This is a genomic window from Methanosarcina barkeri 3, from assembly GCF_000970305.1.
Lineage (GTDB): Archaea > Halobacteriota > Methanosarcinia > Methanosarcinales > Methanosarcinaceae > Methanosarcina > Methanosarcina barkeri_A.
The window spans coordinates 2,826,322-2,847,483 of record NZ_CP009517.1; the positions used below are offsets into that span (position 1 = coordinate 2,826,322).

Consider the following 21,162-nt stretch of genomic DNA (forward strand, 5'->3'; position numbering starts at 1 on the left):
CTCGTGCCAAAAATAGAAAGGGAAGGGAAATTCGCAGTTTTCTCTTTTTGCTTCCTTTCCTTCTAATTGCTCTGTTACTGACTTAGGTTCTACTGACTTGGATCTTATTTCAGGTCAAACTTCATTGTCAATATACATTCATCTCCCTGGTAGTCATTTGGAGCACTTTCATCGAAACGTACTTCCATATCGAAGTCTATGGGATAAGTCTGCCCAGGTCCTGGCGCATCCAGATTATCCAGCGTTATGCCATTGAGATCTGCAAGGTCAATGTAACCGTTTACGTTTCTGTCAGTGATAACAGATGAAACCCCGTCTTTAACAAGATTTCCAGAACTTACTCCCGATCCATATTTAATATATGACATTGATACAACTTTCAAGTACTCATCCATCCCATCAGCACCATTGAGTGTATCGCTTTCTTCATTTGCTCCTGCTTCATAGCCGGGATCTCGACAAACAGTTGAGAATGCGATCTCTACGTGATCTGCAACAGTTCCATTGTTGTGTAAGTTAAGCTGACCAGATTTATAGTCCCCAGGAACCATATTAGTGAGCGTCCACTCATGGTCAATGATTGGACCATGATCCGTTATGTACAGATCCATTGTTCCAGCAGTAATTGTACTTCCTGAAGCTGTCTCAACATCTGTGAAAGATGCCCATGTACCTGCAGAAACTAGAAGAAGTACAAAAGAAATTAACAAAACTGAAGGTATCACTTTCATTTCTGATGCCTCCTTAAAACTAATGGGGATAAATCCCCACTAGTTAATTTTATTCATCACTGGTTACTAGTTAATCTTATTCATCACTGGTTGAGAGTAAATTCCAGGTCAAATTCTAAAATATCACTCTGAATCTCGTTGCCAGCATCACTAACTGCATAATTAATGGTTAAAGTTTTTTCCTCAGCACCAGCAAGAGTTCCGAGATTTTCGTCAGAGAGACCTGCTATAGGTCCCTGGTAGAGAAGGGTCGCTCCATCATAAATTGATATAGTTATTGCACTACCAAGCTCACCATCAGCAGCAGTAGAATCAACTGCTTGTTCAGCATCATTCATACCATTTTCATCTTCTACTATATTGGCAGAACTTACAACAAGGTTTCCACTAATAGTTCCAGCGTTTTTGACTGTAATAGTTCCTGCAGTACCTTGGGCATTAGGAGCGACATCCCCGATACTAAAACCGGTAATTCCGTCTAAGCCATTTAGTTTGAGATCTAATGTTCCAGCTGTAAAAGTGTTTCCATCACTTGTTTCACTGTCACTGAATGCTGCCCATGTTCCAGCTCCTGCGACAGTTGCAACTACACCAATAATTAGCACGCTCAAAAGCATTTTCTTGTTAAGCATTTTCTTTCCACCTATTTGATCAATCATATTATTGTCAATTTACTCCCCGATTGATGTAAGGAAAAGAGAAGAAGACCGTTTCTGGACTAGATTTTTCGCTCTTCATCCCCCACTCCCGCAATCTAAGAGTTATTCATTTACCATCAACTCATTTACTCCTTGATCGTTGCAAGGGAAAGAGGAAAGAAAGAGGAAAACCTATATCTAGGCTCGATCCTTCTCCCAGCCCTTGCGATCCAGGTTAATTTAACTCATTTACTCCTCGGTCACTGTAAGGAAAAGAGAAGAAACCCATTTCTGAGTTGATCTTTCATCCCCACTCCCACGATCTGTAATTGATCAATCTGATTTTCAGTTGTCAATTTGCTCCCCAATCGTGGCAAAGGAAAGAAGAAAAACCCATTCTGGACCTAGAGCCCATTTCTGGACTTCATCCTTTACCCCTTCACCCCTGTTTGATCCGAGGAATTTACTCATTTACTCCCAGATCACTGCAAAGGAAATAGATGAAGCCCATTTCTTGGCTCGATCCTCCACCCCACTCCCGCGATCTGAGCTATTCCCACCTATGGCTCGTATGGAGATAGTTATTGGCAAATTAGTCGAAGTTCTGGGCTATTAAGAGGAGATTAACATTAGTAAGAGGCACTGTAGGTTCAGCAGGAAAGTAACAGTAGGTTAATGTTAGGATGCTCTAGAAAAGGATAGATTACCTGGACGCCAGGGAAAAAGTCTATAATTTTTAGTGTAAATTCCTGCTTGTTCAGAACTTGTTTATATACTGCTTTGCAAGTGAGCAAAGAAAACTTAGGAAGAGGTAAAGCCTGGATATACTGCCTGTGCCCTGAGAGAACAAAAAGATTCCGGGAAAAATAGAAGATTTAAGTCGTTTCAATTCTTTAATGATGGGTTACCATCATCAGAATACGTTTCGGAAAAAACTAAAAAGGGAACCGATAACCGGTTTTGACCGATTTTCGGTTGCGTTGCAAACATGGAGAGCTATTCTTCAAGCTTGCGGACATGGCGCAGATGGGCGGCTGAGGATACAAAGAAGGTTATGCTTGTAAAGAGCATCCACTGGAGGCTTGAGATCCACTGGATCAAACCTGTAAAAATCGTGACACTGCCGACAATAGCAAGTGCACTCAGGCCAAGATAGAACTGGCTCCAGGGGATGTCCCCTTTTTTGACGGTTTCCATGTAAACATCAAAGTCCCGAGAAGCAGGAAGAAGTTCTACAGTGTCCTGCTCCCTATTGTAGGCAATGATTCCAAGGCTTTCCATTTTTGGAATATGTGTCTGGAGCAGTGAAATATATACACTTTTTCTTACGTTACTCTTCGGCTCTTCTGTTTGAGACTCAACACGAGCAATTTCTTCGGACAGAGAACGTATGCTCTGGCTTCCCTGAGTGCGGAGAAATTCAAGAACATACCTTCTTCTGTCGTTTTGTAGTACTCCAAAAATATCGCTTTTTGACAGCTGCGGTTGCATCTGCATACTTCTTTGCGAATTACCTGTATAATTTACACTCTCAGTCATGAGTACACCCCACTCTTAATGAATTTGAATCTATACTCAGACATATAAACTTTTTTAATCTGTATACTATATATTTTTATGAAGATGTTGTTCACTAAAATCCTAAAATTTTTAATTAATTGAGATATTATATTTATCCGGGTAATCATATCGAAAACAAGAAAATAAAAGAAGAACAATAGATATTATAGCCACAGAATGCTGATTTTAAATTTATTTACTGGCAAGAAGATCTTAGGCTTTATGAAAAACATAGATTTTATATTACGGATTTAATAAGGAAAAAAGAGGTAATCAAGCACATAACTTTTTATGACAATTTACTTAAACTAATTATAATTAATTTGAATAAATACTTATTTTAGCCCATTAATAGACAAAATTTATATCTAATGAGAGATTTTTGCTAAGAGTGTCAACTGCGTTGCAACTGATACATCACCTCTTTTCTGACATAGATATTATTGTACCGCGACTCCGAAATTGATTCATAAAACTTGACTTTTAAATAGATTTAAAGATAGTTTTTTAAGAAATAAGAAATAGATTTTGGAACTGAAGCACTTGAAACCTCCAATAAAACATAGAGTTACATAAGCCATAAAATTCAAAAACAAAACAATTGGGAAAGATCAAACAAACATAGTGAAAACCACGTAAGTTATTATTACCATACTTACACTGTATTTCAAGCCCAGATATACCGATCCCTGTCCCATCTTCCCGGCGATAATTCCGGAAGTGAAAGCTTGTACCAGAGCGGAGTGGAACATAAGCATACTGTATTCTTCTACATTAAAATATCCGCCAATTCTTCCCATTCCCTGTGAAGAGGTAGCGAAAGAAGCAGTTTGAGGGAAGAAATTAGTAGCCAGGATATAAACTATGAAAAGGAAAACGAAGAAGGCTACATAGATCGTAACAACGTAGACCACCATTGATGATGAGCGTTCTTTTTTCATATCCTCGTCATTTCTAGCCTGTTTAGCAGTAATCGAGAGTACGTTTTTAAGGTCACTTGTAGACTCATTTGCTTTTACTAGAATATGAAGAGTTCGGCTTGAAGAAGGTGTTCTTATGTTGCTCTCAAGGTTCATAAGGGCTTTAGATGTGGAAGTGCCCCAGGAAAGATCTTCCTTTAAGTTTTTAAGTTCTTTACTAAGGATTCCCAGTTTAGATTCAGCTATTATTTTTAAGGAATTTGCAAGCATAATCCCGGACTCGTTCATACTGGAAAGACTTTTCAAAAAATCAGGCATTTTCTCGTCAATTTTGCGCATCCTCCATGCCTTGATTTCATAAAAAATTATAAAAGGAATCAGGGCAACGACAATAAAAATGACAAAATAATCATCAACAGCAGTAATTAACGTTATGGCACTGTCAGTGACATGGTCAAAACCTATGTTCAGGTGATGGAAACTAGAAAAAAGTCTGTTTCTAAGGTTTCTTGGAAGTTGAGTAAGATAGTACACTCCAAGCGGAACGCCGAAGAAAAACGTGTATCTTGGCTCATTCCTGATAGTCCTGTAAGGGTTGAACACCATGTCTCTGAACCTATAAAGTTTCCTGTACAATAGGTACGTTTTTCTCCTTTTCTGCTCCTCCTCTTCAGTAAGCCCGGAATTAACTTCTGGGATATCGGAAAGGTTTATTGTAAAACTGCGAACATTACCTTTTTTCGGAGCAATGGAAAGTTCTCCCATAGTATCGAGAAGTACTAAATATAGCAGGGTTGCAAGAGGTAATATCACATAAATAAGCATGTAAAGAATCTGAGCTGAAGCCGGCCGGAAAAATTGTAGTACAACAAGGGTTACCATTATGAAAAGAGGGCCTGCAACAAGACCTGTCACGTAGATTTCGGCAAGTACGTCAAGTCTTTGTAACAGGTTTTTATTTGCCATCTCGGCCAGACCCTGATATTGCTCGGACTTATTTTTTATATATTCGGTAATAGTTCCGCTGCTTGAAACAATGATCAGTCCATCAATAAAGTCTTTGAAAATTTCTGAAGGGGTGCGTTCCTTGGAAACTTTAAGGGAACTTATGAAATCCTTTCCCAGGTAGTCCATATCTCTTACAATATAGGAGATTTCCTCTGCAGTTGCGCCAAATATGTATGCATGTCTGCTCAAAGACCTGAACACATCATAAATTGACATACCTCCTTTTGTCAGAGCATACATATAGTTTATCGCCGGAAGCATGGATTTATCGATAGAAGCTTGTCGATTATTAGCCTGAAAATAAGGATAAATATACGCTACAAGAAACACAGCAAAAAAACTTACAAGAAACAGTATAAGACCAACTAGAACTGCGAGAAGATATACATATCCACCTGCAATGTCGGCACGTCTAGGATCTACAAAAAAGCTAAGTCGGGAAACTGGGTCCCCAAAAATTTTGAATCCAAACCATAAGCCAAAGGTTCCTGTGGCAATTCCTGCAATTACTGAGTACATTAAAGTAGAAGCAAGGTATTGGTCTACTGACATAGAGATATGAGAATAGCGTATTTTTACTTTTAAATCTTGGAAATATTCTTTATTTTTATAGAAAAAGTCCCCATAAAACCGGTATGCTAGTTCATCCAGAATAGTATAAGTCATATTCCCCCTCTTAAGCAGCTATATTCTTGTATAGCAACCGTTGCGCCGGTTGATCACGCCGTCATAATGTTTTAGGTTTATCAGTGTTTTCGCTCAAGCCTTTTTTGAAAAGGCTTGCGATCATGCCGTCGTGTTGTTTTAGATTAGCAGTGTTTTCGCTCAAGCCTTTTTTGAAAAGGCTTGCTCTTAAAAAGCCATATTCTGTATCATACTTTCCAGAGTATCGTTTTCTATAGCTTCCATAACCATCTTTGGATGAATCTGGTATGCCTGAACTACAATGGACACCTGAATATAGTTTCTTATGTTTTTTTCGTACATATAAGCCAGAACTTTTCTTCGGTTTTCCATCTCGTTTCCTAACTGACTGGTATCCCATCCTCTTACAGTCATAATTTCCTGTAGAACATGAGAATCTCCTACCTTAACGAAGCAGTCCTCCTGAGGATCCCAATTGAAAAGCTCATTTATACCTAAATCTCCTGTTTCAGGATCGACATTCAGGACTTCGACAAGACTTCGGGTTCGCCGAACTCTTTTTTCTTCTATGTACACTTGTTCCTGAATACAGAGCACATTTAGAGATTGCAACATAACGTGAGGCACGTTTATTGGCTCGTGAGTGAGCCTGTTTACAACGGTCTGTACATCTCCCGCATGCATTGTTGAGCTTGTTGCATGTCCTGTTGACATTGCCTGGAAAAGAGTGAGAGCTTCACTGCCTCTTACTTCACCTACAATAATATAGTCCGGACGCTGCCTGAGAGCAGCTCTCAAAAGATCGTACATTGTAATTTCTCCCGAAGAATCTGCAGCAAAACCCTCCCTTGCAACCCCGGAAACCCAATTATTATGGTAAAGTAAGAGTTCCCTTGTATCTTCGATAGAGACTATTTTCGTTGTAGAAGGCATGAATAAGGATGTAGCGTTCAGTATAGATGTTTTTCCTGACGCTGTTCCACCTGCAAAAAGCATATTATAGCTATTTTCGATAGCCAGCCAGAAATATACTAGCATGTCAAGGTCGCACGTTTTATAGCCAAGCAGGTCTATAGGAGTCATTGGATCTTTCCTGAACTTACGGATAGTAAAAGAACTGCCTCTAGGAGTAATCTCTCTTCCCAAAACAGCTTGAAGTCTTGAACCGTCGTGAATTGTCGCATCCACAATTGGCTGGCTTATAGAAACGTGTTTATTGTTCAACTGGCACATCTTGATTACGAGAGCATCAAGTTCCTCTTCTTCAAAAGTAATATTACATTCAATATTGAGATATCTGCTATGATAAACATAAAGAGGGATTCCCACTCCATCACATGAAATATCCTCTATATAAGGATCATAAAGGAGAGGATTGATTTTCTCGTAGCCCAGCAAATTTCTTCTGAGATAATACATAATTTTTAAAATTGAGGCCTTCGGAATGTCAGCTTTATAACGTTCAAGAAGAAAGAGAGTTCTATCTACAAGAAACTCATCTTTTTCGGATGTGGAATGCGTAGAGCCAAGAACCAGGATATCCTGAAAATCGTCATAAATTCTTTCGATGAGCTCTTTTTCAAATTTTGTAAGAGAAGGCTCAATAAGCCTGTAATATGTCGATCTACGGTCTTCCAGGATCGACACAAAAGTGTAGGGTTCTTGAAGCCAGTATCTTTCGAGTTCTTTTAACCCGTGAGGAACTATAAAATCTACAAGAGATCCTTCTTTTTCCGGATCGTAAACTGGTAAAACTCTCAAAGGTTTATCAAAGCAACTTCTAACTTTTGTTACAACTTCTGCGATAGACTTATAGTCACCCTTTTTCTCCAATAACTCCGAAATAAATTTATTCTTCGCTAGCATTTCTTTTATATCGTCCAAACTCTCGTCCTCAGGTTTTTTCTTAGGTCATATAAGATGAACACATTAAAAAAACTTTGTATGTTTAATCTGGATTCTGTTAAACGATAATGTATCCTAATTAAAATTTCAAAAGAAGGATGCTGGTTTTCTTGACACTAAATCATTTTCATGAGGAAATGCTTGTACGTCAAAAAAATTTCAATAAATTTATTTATAATTTAGAAATTGGTTGTGTCCTTGAGTTATTAACTTATTTTAACGTTGAGTTTATTCCAAAACCAACTTATTTTCAAAAATAAAGTTTCAGAATTATTTTCTATAATCTAAAAACAGTTCAGGAAGACTCTATTAGTGACCAAAAAAATAATTGATCACATGTGGAGTTTAAAGAACTTGTTAACGTTCAAAATGCGGAGTTTAAAGGACTTGTTAACGTTCAAAATTTCAGTTCAATAACTTAGGGATATGATCCAATAGTATAAGCATGCATAGAAGGCTGGAAATTCATTGTTTTTTAGCAATTAAATATATTCTTTCAAACTTTAAGTTAACCATTCCTGAACTATCTGCCTGTTCTTTAATAGCCTCTTTAACCAGTTTACGAAAAACACTGATATAATCGTCTGTCAAAGTAACTGTGTAAAAAGACTGGTTTAAGTAACCGTTTTCAGCTCCTGATTGATATATTTTATATGCTTGTTCAACAGAAAAGAGATTTGATTCTTCCCGAAGTTCACTATAAATTATATCAAACCCGTAACTCATAAAAAGCCTCTCATATTCTTCCTTGCTGTCAAAGAAAAGCCACGGGCTTTTAAAGTGACTAAATACCTCTCGTGTATATGGATGCATACGGATCTTTTCTATTGCTGAAATAAAGTTAGGGCAATAAGATTGAGTAGCTGGAGCCTGTACTCCTATTCTACCTCCTTCCTTAAGCACATTAAAACAACGCATCAATACTTGTTCTGGTTTTTGAAACCATTGAAAACACGAGTTACACACAATGACATCATATTTTGTATCTAGCTCAAAACTTTCAGCATCCATGACAGAATATTTTAAGTTGGGAAGCTCTTTACTGGAGCTTACTGCTTGCTCTATCATGCCTTGAGAAACATCGATGCCCTGTACGGTTCCTTTTGTAATTTGTGCAATTTTTTTTGTGATATGACCTGGTCCGCAGCCTATATCAAGTACGTCTTCTTCAGGTTGAATTGATAATAAATTCAAGAGAACTTCAGAGGCTGACTTTTGAACCAATGCATTATCTGCATATGTAAAAGCTTTGGAATTAAAATTAACTTCCGACATAGTTTAATCACTTTTTTTAAATGAGTATTTATGTTATTTAGGACTTACGCGATTGAACTGGGAAATAAACATGTTTTAACCTTCAGTTATTTAAAACACAGGTTTTGGATTATTGTCTGTTGTGCTTGATTTTGTATCCCAAGTGCGTAATCCAGGAACGTATTATTTAAAAGCAGAATTGACTGTCAAAAGGTTTTTTTCATGAGTAACAGGCATCTTGAAAATTGTGTATTTATTTAAACCATGTCACGCCATATCACATTGTTTTCACTCAAGCTTTTTTTAAAAGGGTTGTGTCTCAAGAGACGAGTGCCTTGAGCCCTTCAACCGCATTTACCAGTATATCTACTTCTTCCTCGGTATTATAAAGTGCAAAAGAAGCTCTTACAGTGCTGTTTACTTCCAGGAAGCGAATAGTTGGGATTGCACAGTGATGCCCACTCCTGACACAGATTTTCCTTGTCTGGTCAAGGATTAAAGCAACATCGTGGGCATGAAGACCTTTTACGTTAAACGGTACTACCCCTACCCTGTCTTCAGGCCCGTAAACCTCTACATGTTCGAGTTCGGAGAGCCTTTTTGCAGCTTCCCTTGACAACCTTATTTCATGTGACTCGATTTCCGGGACCCCTATTTTTTCTACATATTCGACTGATCTTCCTAAACCTATAACTCCAGGAATGTTTGGAGTTCCGGCTTCAAAACAGGCCGGAGAAGGTTCCAGCACGTAAGTATATCCGTCAACATCCGAAACCGTACCTCCTCCCACCAAGGCACTATCGAGCACATCTGGTTCTTTGATATAGAGGACGCCTGTACCCTGAGGTCCAAGCAGGCCTTTATGTCCGGCAGTTGCAAAAAAGTCACAGTTCAGGTCTTTAAGGCTCACAGGCATATGTCCTGCAGATTGAGCCCCATCGACAAGGACTTTTATGTCGTACCTGTGAGCAAGTTTAGTAATATTCTTTACATCCTGGACGGAACCGAAAACATTTGAAACATGATTAATGGCTATCAGTCTGGTTTTCTCAGTAAAGGCTTTCTCTATCGAAGAGACATCGACTTTTCCCTTACTGTCTGGATTTACAATCGTAACCTTTACCCCTTTTTTCTGCAGGCGCAGCCAGGGCAGAAGATTAGAATGGTGTTCTAGCACAGTTGTAACGATATGGTCTCCAGCTTCCCATGGGTAACTGTTTGCAATAAGATTGATTCCTTCAGTGGTATTTTTCGTAAGAACGGTCTTCGAAGGCTCAGCATTCAGGAAACGAGCAATGGTTTCCCTTGCATCTTCATAGCGGTTCGTAGCTTCCCTTGCCAGACGATGGGCTCCTCTCCCATGATTACCAGCATACCTGTAAAAGTACTCGACCATAGCTTCAACTGCAGGTATCGGAGTCTGAGTAGTTGCCGTACTGTCAAGGTACACGACTTCTTTAAGAACAGGAAAATCTTCACGGACCGCATATACGTCGTACATGCTTCTTTTTTAGGGACGAGAAATAAAAAAAGGTTTTGCAGGTTATTTACCCTGCACCCCGCCTATCATAAAGCGGTAAAGGTCTAGTTCATCTGAGTCCAGGTTGTCGGTACGGCCTTTTACAACGGCATGATAACCATTTTCCTGGTGTTTACGTCTATATTCTTTTCTTTTTCCGTATTCATGCTTTAATTCACTCATAAATTTTCCTCCTGTCTCTTCAAAGTTTGCGCTTACATGCGGGTTAAAGTAGTCCTTGGAATTCGAGGGCCCTGCAATCTGGTTAAAGTTCCCGTTCTTTTCGGAAGCGGTAATTGAATGCAGGTTAGAATTCCCAGCCCCTCCAGAGAGTTCAACCAAAATCATTCTCTAATTCTCTGTGGACATATTCCTGCAATAAGGTTCAGAGCCTTCAATCCTTTGGATAAAACCTAAAAGCAGGCCAGAATTCTATTTCCAACGGGCTAAAAACCCCACAACAGCGCAGCGAGCGTTGTTCTTACCCACAAATAGTATTAATTGTAAATCGTTGTATATATTGATTTCGGAATTTCTTTTAGATTCGTTTGAAATTTTTTAATTAAATGAAACTTTATGAGCGAACAATTGGAATAGTTGTCTTTTTTACCTCCAGAAACCTGTATCAGAAGTTTATTTTTTAGTTTCAAGATTTGCCATGAGCCCTGAGAGATGAGCCGGAATTGCCCCTATTGCAGTACATGTCTCAAGAGAAAGTCCTTTACAGGTAATATCCAGGTGGTATTTTCCTCTCTCGAAAAGTTCCTTAGGAAGCCCTTTGTGCCCAAGCCCTACAAGAAATAGAAATGAACGACTTCGAAGAGCTTCTTCGGCAATATTTACAGGTGTAACCTGTCTTTTTGGATCAGGTTTTGAGGTGGTTATTACAATTTCCCCAAACTGAGAGGGAAATCCCTTTTTTGGAAGATCGGAGACTGACAAATGGTTTTTCTCATAAAGAATTTTGAGATAACTTCCCGATTCTCCTATTGTGGTTTTTTCCATTACATAAGCAACCAGTTCTTCTGCACTCATCTTGAAAGGAAAATCGTAAAGGGCTAAGTGGAATCCAAAAGCATGGCAGATCGGAGCAGCTCTTGCAATTGCACGATAATGTGCATCGAGAACTTTGATCTTATCATAGGTGTTTACTATTCCAAGGGTGAGCATAAGGTGCTTCATTATCTTTTTTCGTAAAATAATGTTTCGTCAACTTTTAGTGATTTTCTTAAGTTTTTCGGGTTTTAATAACTTCTTGAGCAGTCAGTTACTTAGGCAGCATTTAAAACAATGGCTTTCAAATTAGATAAAAAGGAATCAAACTCCTGTTTTTCGGATTTGAGATTTTACGATTTAACTCATAGTAAAACAAAAAACAGAAGTTTGACAGAGTAACCTAAATCCGAATTCATTATAGTTTTGTGTTTAATAACTCAGGTTTCCTGTGAAAACTGATTATAAATTCCACAGTAGTTTTTATCCAGTGTTTTTGTACATGTGTAAGAATTATCCTTATACCCAACACATCTTAACCTGTATTCACATTTATTATGAAACAGATTTGTTGTCCCAAAAGCTATGTTAAAAAATTTCATATATTAAATTATACTGTTTACATATTTAAATTTATCAAACCGTAAAAGATTACTAAACTTTTCTCACTATTGTTTTAACTTATTATATATCGGTTTTATAAAATTATCTAGAACTTGCTTTGTTCTGAATTATCAGGAATTTTCAGGATCATTTTTCTATATTTAATTAACTATTCCAATTATGAGATTCAAAAACCAAATTGTGAGTTTCTATATCGATATATGTCCAAGCTCCCCACTTTTTATGCTTATATATGTAATTGTTTTTCAATAATAATTGTTTTAGCATGAGAATACTGCCATCTGCAAACATTTTCATTGTTTATGCCTGTTGTTCAAAAAATATCATTGCGTTTTCAATAATAATGCTCATTTTTTGGAGAGCTTAATATTTCGCCTGTACTAGCGATACATCACTAAAAAACTGAAAAACGCCAAAATTTCTTGCTTACGATTTCAATTATTTTCAATATTTATCAATTGAATGCCTAATTCTTCAATAAAATACCTTATAATTTTTTAATATTAAATATTTGACACAAAAAGTAAGAATAGGGCAGATAATACTTCAAATTAGCTTAAAAATAAGTTAAACAATTGGATTTTAAGATCAGTTATTGAAAATTGTAAAAAGGTAGTTCTCAAATCTGAAAAAAAGGACTACTTTCACCTTTTTTCAGATCTGATCAACGATTATACATACCCTTTAGCCTTGATTTTTTTCTTGTTTTTTAGTTAGAAATACTTATTTTTTGGAAACTGTAATATATCCAGCCATAGTTTTAGTGTTGCTGCCTTTAGCATTCTTTACTGTTAAGCTGACAGTATATTTTCCGGCTTTACTATAGGTATGTGCAGGATTCTTAGCTCTTGAAAATTTTCCATCTCCAAAACTCCACTTCCATGTGGTTGGCGATCCTGTACTCTTGTCAGTAAACTGTACTTTCAGAGGGACTTTTCCTGAGGCAGGTTTCACAGAAAACGCAGCAACAGGTTTTGTAGGAGCGGGATTTACAATTATGTAATTCTTTATTGTTTTCGTATTGCTTCCTGCAGCATTCTTTACCATTAAGCTGATAGTATATTTTCCTGCTTTACCGTACGTGTGTACAGGACTCTTAAGTGTTGAAGTTTTACCATCTCCAAAAGTCCATTTCCAGGTAGTTGGTGAGCCTGTACTCTTATCGGAAAACTGCACCTTAAGGGGCACGTTTCCTGAGGTTGGAGATGCAGAAAATGAAGCAACAGGTGGTTTTGGCTGTGATACATTTGAAACAAAGCCAATGTAAATATCAGGATTTCCATTTCGTATATCTGTCCATACTATCCTGTCACTATAGATCTCTGGATCATACTGATCTGATTTGTTAGTAGTGTGACATTCCTGACCAGTGGACAAATTATACATGTAGATATCCCGATTTCCGTTGCGATCATCCTCCCACACTATCCTATCACTATAAATTGCAGGATTCCGTGAAGCGGATGGATTGGTAGTGATCTGAGTTTCCTTTTTAGCAGAAAGATCGTACATATAGATATCATAGTTTCCATTGCGATCATCTTCCCATACAATCCTGTTACCGTAAATAGCAGGAGAACATCCTGATGCGTGGGTAGTGATCTGAGTTTCCTTTTTAGCAGAAAGATCGTACATGTAGATATTGGTATTGTCGTTTTCATCGGGGAAATTCGAGCAGTATACTATTTTATTACCATAAATATCAGAGTAGGCTGCATTTACATTAGTAGGAATCTGGGTTAGTTTTTTAGTGGAAAGGTCATACATTAAGAGAGCACCCCAAGTCGTAAATACAATCTTGTCACCGTAAACTGAAGCACTATCGAAGGCATCACTTAAAGTAGTGATGAGAGTTTTCTTATTAGTTGAGAGGTCTTGAATATACACACTACCATTTTCGCTGTCAGACCAATCCTGCCACAAAATCTTGTTTCCGTATATAGTAGAAAAAAATGCATGTCCAGTGTTAGTAATCTTAGTTTGCTTTCTGGTCGAGAGGTCATATAAGTAAACATCAGATTTTTCATTGTGAGAATCTGTCCACGCAATCTTGCTACCATAAATAACAGGGTCGGACTGCTCTGACTTACTATTGGTGATTCGAGTTTCAGTGATCTTGAGCGCAGCAGGTTGCATAGATTCCGTGGCTATATTAATTCCTTCTGTAGATAATTCACTTAAAACAAGTTTGTCCTCAGAAGATTCTCCTGTTCTACTGCTGATATCCGATGGAGCAATAGTTTGTGGGTTTTGTTCAGGAGACGCCGATGCCATGGATAAGGCATACATTAAAAGTAAAATCATGGCTATTGAAGCTAAAGCTATTGAACGAGCTTTTTCTGTCTGTTTCATTTATCCTTCCTCTTTCCCTTCTTTCAGTGCTTACTATTCCTCGGAGTTGTCGAAATAGAGCATTGATAAACTGAAAATTAATAAGCTGAACATTGGTAAACTGAACATTGAGAAACTGAGCATTGATTTTGATTGCAACCAAAAACAATTACTAAACAACACGGAAAAATCAAAATTTTTTAATTAAAATTCCAATTATTTGCAATGGTTGTTAAAGTAATAGAAATAATGTCCCGATATAAAATACTATTGAAATCTTTTTCGCTCTTTTGGAATTTTTCAAAGTCAGGTATTAATTCAGCTAATAGTTGACCTATAGACCAAAAATTCAGAATATGGAAAAAGACTCTTATTTCCTGTTTTTTTGAAAGAAAAGATAATAAATAGTTTATTAGGTAGAGATTTATGTTGAGGTTTGGGAATTGAGGCTTAACAATTGAACTGAAAATTCAATGTTTACAAGAATATTTCAACGCGTGCTGCGTACACTTCTCAAAATGTTCACAATTTTCGCAATCTTCCCAGACAGATAACTTTTCAGAATTCTCTATTTTCTTAAAATTTAGTTTTTCAAAAAAGATAGGAGCAGTTGTCCTGACATATAAGTCGCAACATTGATCCCCAATAGCTGTTAGAAGATATTTAACAAGCCTGGTTCCGATCCTTTTTCCCCTGAAGTTCGGATGGACTGCAATAGAATGAATCTCCAGAAAATCCTTACCGTAGGATTTGGATTTAATAAGAGCAACACAACCGACAATATTCCCATCGAGTTCAGCCAGCATGAAATTTTCAGGTTCAAGTCCCTCCATGTCAAGAAAGTAAGTTGATAGGAGCCTCTGAATTGCTAGCAGATCTGATTTACTGGCTTTTCGGATACAGATCTCTTTCATAATTTTTCTTATCCCTATTTGTTATATCTTTATTTGTCGTATCCTTAATTTTCGCATCTTTAATTTTCGTATTCTTAATTTTCGTATTCTTAATTTTCGTATTCTTAATTTTCGTATCTTTAATTTTCGTATTCTTAATTTTCGTATTCTTAATTTTCGTATCTTTAATTTTCGTATCTTTAATTTTCGTACCCTTACTTACCGTACCCTTACTTACCGTACCCTTACTTACCGTACCCTTACTTACCGTACCCTTACTTACCGTACCCTTACTTTTCGTATCCTTATTTTTCTCATCCTTATTTTTTTGCTTGTTTTCTGGTTATCAGGTTTTCTTCAAGGTGTAAGGTTCATCCATGCTCCCACTCCGAAAGCCCTCAAGATCAAGAGTTACGTAATCAAAACCCAGGGATTTCAAATGCCGTGAAATTTTCTCTCTTTTCAGCAAAGCATTTTCCAGTTCATTCTGTGTGACTTCTATACGAGCGAGGTTCTCGTGCATCCTGACCCTAAATTGGGTAAAACCCAGGGAAAAGAGAAATTCTTCGGCTTTTTCTAGTTTCTGGAGAGACTCTGTCGTTATTGGCTGACCATAGGGAATACGGGTTGCAAGGCAGGCTGCAGACGGTCTGCTAGCTGCTGAAAGATGAAGTTCGAAAGCAGCTTCCCTGATTTCCTCTTTTGTCACGTTAAACTTTACGAAGGGAGAGAAAACCTTTTCTCCGGCTTCCTGGACCGCCATATACCCTGGACGGTTTTCCCCATGTATTTCAGAGAAATTAGTGCCCTCAAGTACAACATCATATCCTGCTTTTTCCGCAAAGTCCATCAGGGTTTCAAGCAAGGCTTTTTTACAGAAATAGCACCTGTTTAGTGTGTTTACGGAGAAATAAGGAAGGCTCAACTGGGAGAAAGAAAGGACCTTGTGCTCAATTCCAATCTCACAGGCTGTCTCAACAGCTATTTCAAGTTGTTTCCTTGGGAAAAGTGGGGAATTTATGGTTACGGCAAGAGCCTTTTTTCCAAGTACCTCAAAAGCAAGAGCTGCAAGAGTGGCACTGTCTACTCCTCCTGAAAATGCAATGATCGTACTTCCTCTGGCTTTTATAGCCTCCTTTATAAGTTCTATCTTTTCAGTGACCATTATTAACGGGTTTTTAGCTAATAAGATATATTTATTTGCCAGCCCTATTGTCAGGTAGCTTGAAACAATCTGAAAAAATTATGTTTTACCTAACGGACGTTATTTTTAAGTTTGAGAATCTTCTCAAATAGCGGTATCTTGAAATCATTATAATGTTTTTATTACCAAAGCTTTGTTTCAATCAAAGTCTTATTTATTATAATATTAAATTAAAGAGCAGATTTGCCTGAACGGCAGAATTATCATTCAAGTTACAAAGATGGAGACTTTACATGGCATTATTCGGAACTAATGGTGTACGTGGTATCGCCAATGAATATATAATTCCAGAACTGGCTACAAATTTAGCCAGAAGTCTTGGTACATATATGGGTTCAAAAGGTACGGTTGCTATAGGCTGCGATACCCGAATTTCAGGTCAGATGCTGAAGTCTGCCGCAATCGCCGGGGCTCTTTCAACAGGTCTGAACGTAATTGACGTGGGAACAGTTCCTACTCCTTCTATTCAGTATTATGTGCGTGATTATGCCGATGCCGGAATAGTTATTACCGCATCCCACAACCCAAGACAATATAATGGAATCAAGTTAATTGCTGGAGATGGTACGGAGTTTCCAAGAGATGGAGAAAGGGAGATCGAAAAAATATACTCTTCTGGAAAATATTCTACTGTATCCTGGGAGAAAACCGGTAGCTTCAGGATCGATCCGGGTGTCAATGAATACTATATCAAAAATGTTATCAAGGCTGTAGATGCCGAAAAGATTCAAAGCAGTAAACTCAAGGTAGTTGTTGATACAGGTTGTGGAGCAGGTTCGCTCACTCTTCCTTTCCTGCTCAGAGAACTGGGCTGTAATGTGCTGACCCTTGGAGCTCAGCCAGATGGAACCTTTCCCTGGCGAAATCCCGAACCCACCCCCGATGCTCTAACCGAGCTCTCCGAACTTGTGAAAATGACAGGTGCCGATCTCGGAGCAGCCCATGATGGTGATGCAGATAGGATAGTCTTTATGGATGAAAATGGCGAGTTCTTAAATGAAGAGGTTCTGCTTGCCATGATGGCAAAATATATGCTTGAACGCGAAAAAGGACCCATAGTAACTCCCGTTAGCTCTTCACAGAGAATGGCTGACGTAGCAAAAGAAGAAGGTGTTGAGCTTTACTGGACAGCAGTCGGATCCATCAACGTTGCCCGAAAAATGATGGAAGTAAATGCAGTATTCGGAGGCGAGGGTAATGGAGGCCTTATTTTCCCCAAACATCAGTATTGCAGGGATGGAGCAATGGCCTGTGCCAAAATACTTGAAATTCTGGCTAGCGGGAAAAAACTTTCCGAGCTCGCCAAGAGTGTACCTCAGTATTTCAACGCAAAAACCAAAGTTCCCTCTGTAAACACGCAGACCACAATGGAAAGAGTAAAATATGAAGCTTCAGGCCTCGGGTTTAAGATGGACACCATTGACGGAGTCAAAGTCTGGTATGAAGACGGCTGGGTCCTTATCCGTCCGTCTGGCACGGAACCGATATTCCGAATCTTTGCCGAAGCAAAAAAGCAGGAAAGAGCTGAAGAACTCATGCAGGAAGGCCTTCAAATGGTTATAAGAGCAGAAAAAGCTTCAATTTCCAAATGAGCCTGGATTTCTTTAGGATTTTCGATCAACCGTTGACCCGCAACCGTTGCGTCGGTTGATCACGCCTATAGGGTTTGGGGATAAGTTCCTCAAATCCAAATGTTACTGGGTTTTCGCTCAAGCCTTTTAAAAAAGGCTTGTGATCACACCTATAGGGTTTGGGGATAAGTTTTTTCAAATCCAAACGTTTCGCGGGTTTTCGATAAAACCTTTTCTCAAAAGGTTTTCGGTCAAGCAATTTTTTCAAAAGGCTTGCGGGAAAGCAGTTTTTTCAAAAGCTATTATTAGAAAACTTGTCAGACAATCTTTTTATTATCTGACAGCTTTTTGATATCCAGATACCATGACTTTTAGAGCTTTTATTGACCAGTTAAAAGAAAATGGAAAACTGGTAGAGATTTTCCAATCTGTGTCTCCAAGGTTTGAGGCTTCAAGAATTGCAAGAGCCGCAAAAGCCCCGGTTTTATTCCATAATATTTCGGGTTCAAAAGTCATAATGAACCTGCTTGGATCAAGAGACGAACTGGCCTCCATGCTTGGAGTTCCTAAAGAAGAAATTATAAGGAGGCTTTCTGAAGTTTCTCCTGAGGGCGAAGTACGGCTGGTGTCAGAATCTCCAACCCTTGAGGTCATAGAAGATCAGGTTGATCTGACGAAACTTCCTATACTCACGCATTTTGAAAAAGACGGAGCTCCTTATATAACGGCAGGAATTGTTGTTTCCGAGTACGGAGACACAATTAATGCTTCAATTCATCGGCTTATGCTAGCAGGAAAAGATAAACTTGCAGTTCGCCTGGTTCCTCCAAGGCATACTTATCTGCTTCACAAAAAAGCCGCTGAAAAAAGCGAACCTTTGCCTGTTGCAATCGTGCTTGGCTGCGACCCTACAATCATTTATGCGACTTCCACACGGGTTCCTGTAGGAAAAGAATTCGAATACGCAGCTGCTCTGCGAGGAGCTCCTGTTGAGCTGTTTGAGTGCGCAAACGGGGTAAAAGTTCCTCATGCCGAAATTGTGCTTGAAGGCTATATTGATCCTGTAGAAAAGATTGATGAAGGACCTTTTGTAGACATCACAGGAACATACGATGTTATAAGAAAGGAACCTGTTATTCATATTACTCGAGTTATCCATAGAAAAGACCCGATCTATCACGGAATTCTGCCAGCCGGTCCTGAGCACCTCCTGATGATGGGGGTACCTTACGAGCCAAGAATTTACAGGGCTGTCGGTGAGGTCACGACGGTCAAAAACGTAGTATTGACAGAAGGAGGATGCTGTTATCTCCATGCAGTCGTTCAGATCGAAAAACAGACTGAAGGAGATGGAAAAAACGCTATTATGGCGGCCTTTGCAGCACATACTAGCCTTAAGCATGTAGTGATTGTGGACGAGGATATAAACATTTTTGACCCTAACGATGTCGAGTTTGCGATTGCCACGAGGGTGAAAGGAGATGTGGATATTCTTATTATCCCCAATGTCCGGGGTAGTTCCCTTGACCCGCGAGGAGCTCCTGATGGAACGACAACAAAAGTGGGAATTGATGCTACAAAAGTGCTTATAGAAAAAGAAAATTTTGAAAGGGCAGTAATTCCGGAAGAGTAAATAAAATTATTTTAAGCATCTGGCAATTACCGAGTGAATTTCAATGTATCTTACAAAAGAAGAAGAACAAATCCTGAACGGAGAATCCGGGGAGACTCTAAGGCAGGCTATCGAAATCCTGGTAGCTCTTGGAGATATTTACGGTGCAGATAGACTTATCCCAATTAAAAGCTCTCAGATAGCAGGGGTCTCCTATAAAACCATGGGCGATGCAGGCCTTGAATGGATTTCAGACCTGCAGGGCAAGGTTAAGGTCCCTTCGATTCTGAACCCTGCAGGGATGGATCTGCAAGACTGGAAAAGGCTCAGGATTTCACCCGAGTTTGCGGAAAAGCAGAAATTGATTGTTCAGGCATATGAAAAACTGGGAATTCGGTGCGAGTGCACGTGCACGCCCTATAATCTCGAGGGTTTTAACGTTGGTTACGGTGACCATCTTGCATGGAGTGAGTCATCAGCTGTCTCCTATGCAAATTCCGTACTTGGAGCCAGGACAAACCGGGAAGGTGGACCTTCAGCCCTTTCTGCGGCACTTCTTGGAAAAACTGCAAATTATGGATTCCATCTGGACGAAAACCGTATGCCTGAGATTTCATTTGATGTAGGGTATTCACTAAAGGGATCGGATTACGGTGCACTCGGTTATGTAGCTGGCAAACTTGCAGGAAGCAAGGTGCCTATTTTTCATCTAAGGTGTACTCCGGATGCGGATGAGTTAAAAGCGCTAGGAGCTGCAATGGCAGCGTCAGGAGCAGTTGCCCTTTACCACGTTAAAGGAGTCACGCCTGAGATTTGCAGGATGGATTTTGAAGAGCCGACGGAAAAAATAACTATTGAGAAAAGTCAGCTCGACGAGGTTTACGAAGGCCTGAGAAAAGCCTGCAAAGAGCCAGAACTGATAACCATAGGATGCCCTCACTGCTCGGCAGCAGAGCTTGAAAAGGCAGCCGAACTCCTGAGAGGGAAAACGGTTTTAAAAGAGTTCTGGATCTTTACCTCAAGAAAACTTGCAAAGCTCCATCCTGAGTACATCAAGACTATAGAAAAAAGTGGAGCTAAGGTTGTCTGTGATACCTGCATGGTAGTTTCTCCTGCTACCAACAGCTATTCCTGTGTCATGGTGAACTCAGGAAAAGCGCTTGCTTACGTACCAGGGATGTGTGGAGCTGAAGCAGTATACGGAAGTATGGAAACATGTGTTGAGGAAGCAATCGGTGAGACAACAAAGAAGGTTGCAAAGAAGGCAGGTGGTTCTAATTAAACTTAAAGGCAGGACAATTTCCAGAGGATGTGCAAGAGGAGAAGTACTTCTCTCCATAGACCCCATCTCTTTCCTTGGCAGTGTAGACCCGAAAACAGGGGTTATAATTGAAGAAAACCACGCCCTTGAAGGAAAATCAATTCAGGGTAAAGTTCTTGTTTTTCCCCACGGCAAAGGCTCTACAGTCGGCTCGTACGTTATGTATCAACTCAAGAAAAACGGAGTCGCTCCTTCAGCGATAATAAATCTGGAAACCGAACCCATAGTTGCAGTTGGAGCCATTATTTCCGAAATCCCACTTGTTGATATGCTTGAGAGAAACCCTTACGAAGTATTAAATAATGGAGACTTTGTTGTGGTTAACGGAAGTAAAGGATATATTGAACTTATCAAACAGGAAACAAATAAAACTGAATGTAATTAAAATTGAAGAAATAATTAGCAAACGAAAAATGATAATTTAAGTTCTGAA

At 38.9% G+C, this 21,162-nt stretch carries 17 protein-coding genes; 4 read left to right on the forward strand and 13 right to left on the reverse strand.

The genetic code is table 11. The features are described from left to right. Positions 1–104: 104 nt before the first annotated feature. The 13 genes from MSBR3_RS11345 to larE form a co-directional block, all read right to left on the reverse strand. Positions 105–731, reverse strand: coding sequence for a TasA family protein (locus MSBR3_RS11345; protein ID WP_048108224.1), 627 nt, complete (start codon positions 729–731; stop codon positions 105–107). Between the two features lie 83 nt (positions 732–814). Continuing rightward, complete coding sequence (locus MSBR3_RS11350) at positions 815–1,363, reverse strand: TasA family protein (protein ID WP_048108226.1); 549 nt, start codon at positions 1,361–1,363, stop codon at positions 815–817. Between the two features lie 351 nt (positions 1,364–1,714). Beyond that, positions 1,715–1,840, reverse strand: coding sequence for a hypothetical protein (locus MSBR3_RS21475; RefSeq protein ID WP_268989080.1), 126 nt, complete (start codon positions 1,838–1,840; stop codon positions 1,715–1,717). A 525-nt stretch (positions 1,841–2,365) separates the two neighbouring features. Beyond that, positions 2,366–2,908 carry a DUF7344 domain-containing protein gene (locus MSBR3_RS11355; RefSeq protein WP_052723378.1) on the reverse strand — a complete coding sequence of 181 codons (543 nt, stop codon included), beginning with the start codon at positions 2,906–2,908 and terminating at the stop codon, positions 2,366–2,368. A 632-nt stretch (positions 2,909–3,540) separates the two neighbouring features. Further along, a complete protein-coding gene (locus MSBR3_RS11360) occupies positions 3,541–5,523 on the reverse strand; it encodes a type II secretion system F family protein (RefSeq protein ID WP_048108228.1) in 1,983 nt (660 codons plus the stop codon). Between the two features lie 186 nt (positions 5,524–5,709). Next, positions 5,710–7,368: a type II/IV secretion system ATPase subunit gene (locus MSBR3_RS11365; protein WP_394297730.1), complete on the reverse strand. Its 1,659-nt coding sequence runs from the start codon at positions 7,366–7,368 to the stop codon at positions 5,710–5,712. A gap of 504 nt (positions 7,369–7,872) precedes the next feature. Next, the gene (locus MSBR3_RS11370) at positions 7,873–8,682 is read right to left on the reverse strand and encodes a class I SAM-dependent methyltransferase (protein ID WP_048108231.1); all 810 of its coding nucleotides are present in this window, start codon (positions 8,680–8,682) and stop codon (positions 7,873–7,875) included. A gap of 298 nt (positions 8,683–8,980) precedes the next feature. Continuing rightward, on the reverse strand, positions 8,981–10,162 hold the full coding sequence (locus MSBR3_RS11375) for a cysteine desulfurase (protein ID WP_048108232.1): 1,182 nt from the start codon (positions 10,160–10,162) through the stop codon (positions 8,981–8,983). A gap of 42 nt (positions 10,163–10,204) precedes the next feature. Further along, complete coding sequence (locus tag MSBR3_RS11380; protein ID WP_048108234.1) at positions 10,205–10,528, reverse strand: hypothetical protein; 324 nt, start codon at positions 10,526–10,528, stop codon at positions 10,205–10,207. A gap of 285 nt (positions 10,529–10,813) precedes the next feature. Next, positions 10,814–11,362 carry a DUF531 domain-containing protein gene (locus MSBR3_RS11385; protein ID WP_080942286.1) on the reverse strand — a complete coding sequence of 183 codons (549 nt, stop codon included), beginning with the start codon at positions 11,360–11,362 and terminating at the stop codon, positions 10,814–10,816. A 1,158-nt stretch (positions 11,363–12,520) separates the two neighbouring features. Beyond that, positions 12,521–14,149, reverse strand: a complete 1,629-nt coding sequence (locus MSBR3_RS11390; RefSeq protein ID WP_052723379.1) for a PKD domain-containing protein — start codon at positions 14,147–14,149, stop codon at positions 12,521–12,523. A 449-nt stretch (positions 14,150–14,598) separates the two neighbouring features. Further along, the gene (locus MSBR3_RS11395) at positions 14,599–15,042 is read right to left on the reverse strand and encodes a GNAT family N-acetyltransferase (protein WP_048108236.1); all 444 of its coding nucleotides are present in this window, start codon (positions 15,040–15,042) and stop codon (positions 14,599–14,601) included. 325 nt (positions 15,043–15,367) lie between these two features. Then, positions 15,368–16,186: an ATP-dependent sacrificial sulfur transferase LarE gene (larE, locus tag MSBR3_RS11400; RefSeq protein ID WP_048108238.1), complete on the reverse strand. Its 819-nt coding sequence runs from the start codon at positions 16,184–16,186 to the stop codon at positions 15,368–15,370. 272 nt (positions 16,187–16,458) lie between these two features. Between larE and glmM the strand changes: the two genes are divergently transcribed. The 4 genes from glmM to MSBR3_RS11420 all read left to right on the forward strand — a co-directional run bounded on the left by glmM (position 16,459) and on the right by MSBR3_RS11420 (position 21,114). Continuing rightward, positions 16,459–17,817: a phosphoglucosamine mutase gene (gene glmM, locus MSBR3_RS11405; RefSeq protein ID WP_048108249.1), complete on the forward strand. Its 1,359-nt coding sequence runs from the start codon at positions 16,459–16,461 to the stop codon at positions 17,815–17,817. 343 nt (positions 17,818–18,160) lie between these two features. Further along, entirely contained in the window at positions 18,161–19,429 is a 1,269-nt protein-coding gene (locus MSBR3_RS11410; protein ID WP_048108250.1) for a UbiD family decarboxylase, read from the forward strand. 43 nt (positions 19,430–19,472) lie between these two features. Beyond that, positions 19,473–20,690 (forward strand): aconitase X, encoded by a 1,218-nt coding sequence (locus MSBR3_RS11415; RefSeq protein ID WP_048108251.1) that lies wholly within the window; start codon positions 19,473–19,475, stop codon positions 20,688–20,690. Beyond that, positions 20,677–21,114: a DUF126 domain-containing protein gene (locus tag MSBR3_RS11420; protein ID WP_048108253.1), complete on the forward strand. Its 438-nt coding sequence runs from the start codon at positions 20,677–20,679 to the stop codon at positions 21,112–21,114. The genes MSBR3_RS11415 and MSBR3_RS11420 overlap by 14 nt, the downstream gene beginning before the upstream one ends. The last annotated feature ends 48 nt before the right edge of the window (positions 21,115–21,162 follow it).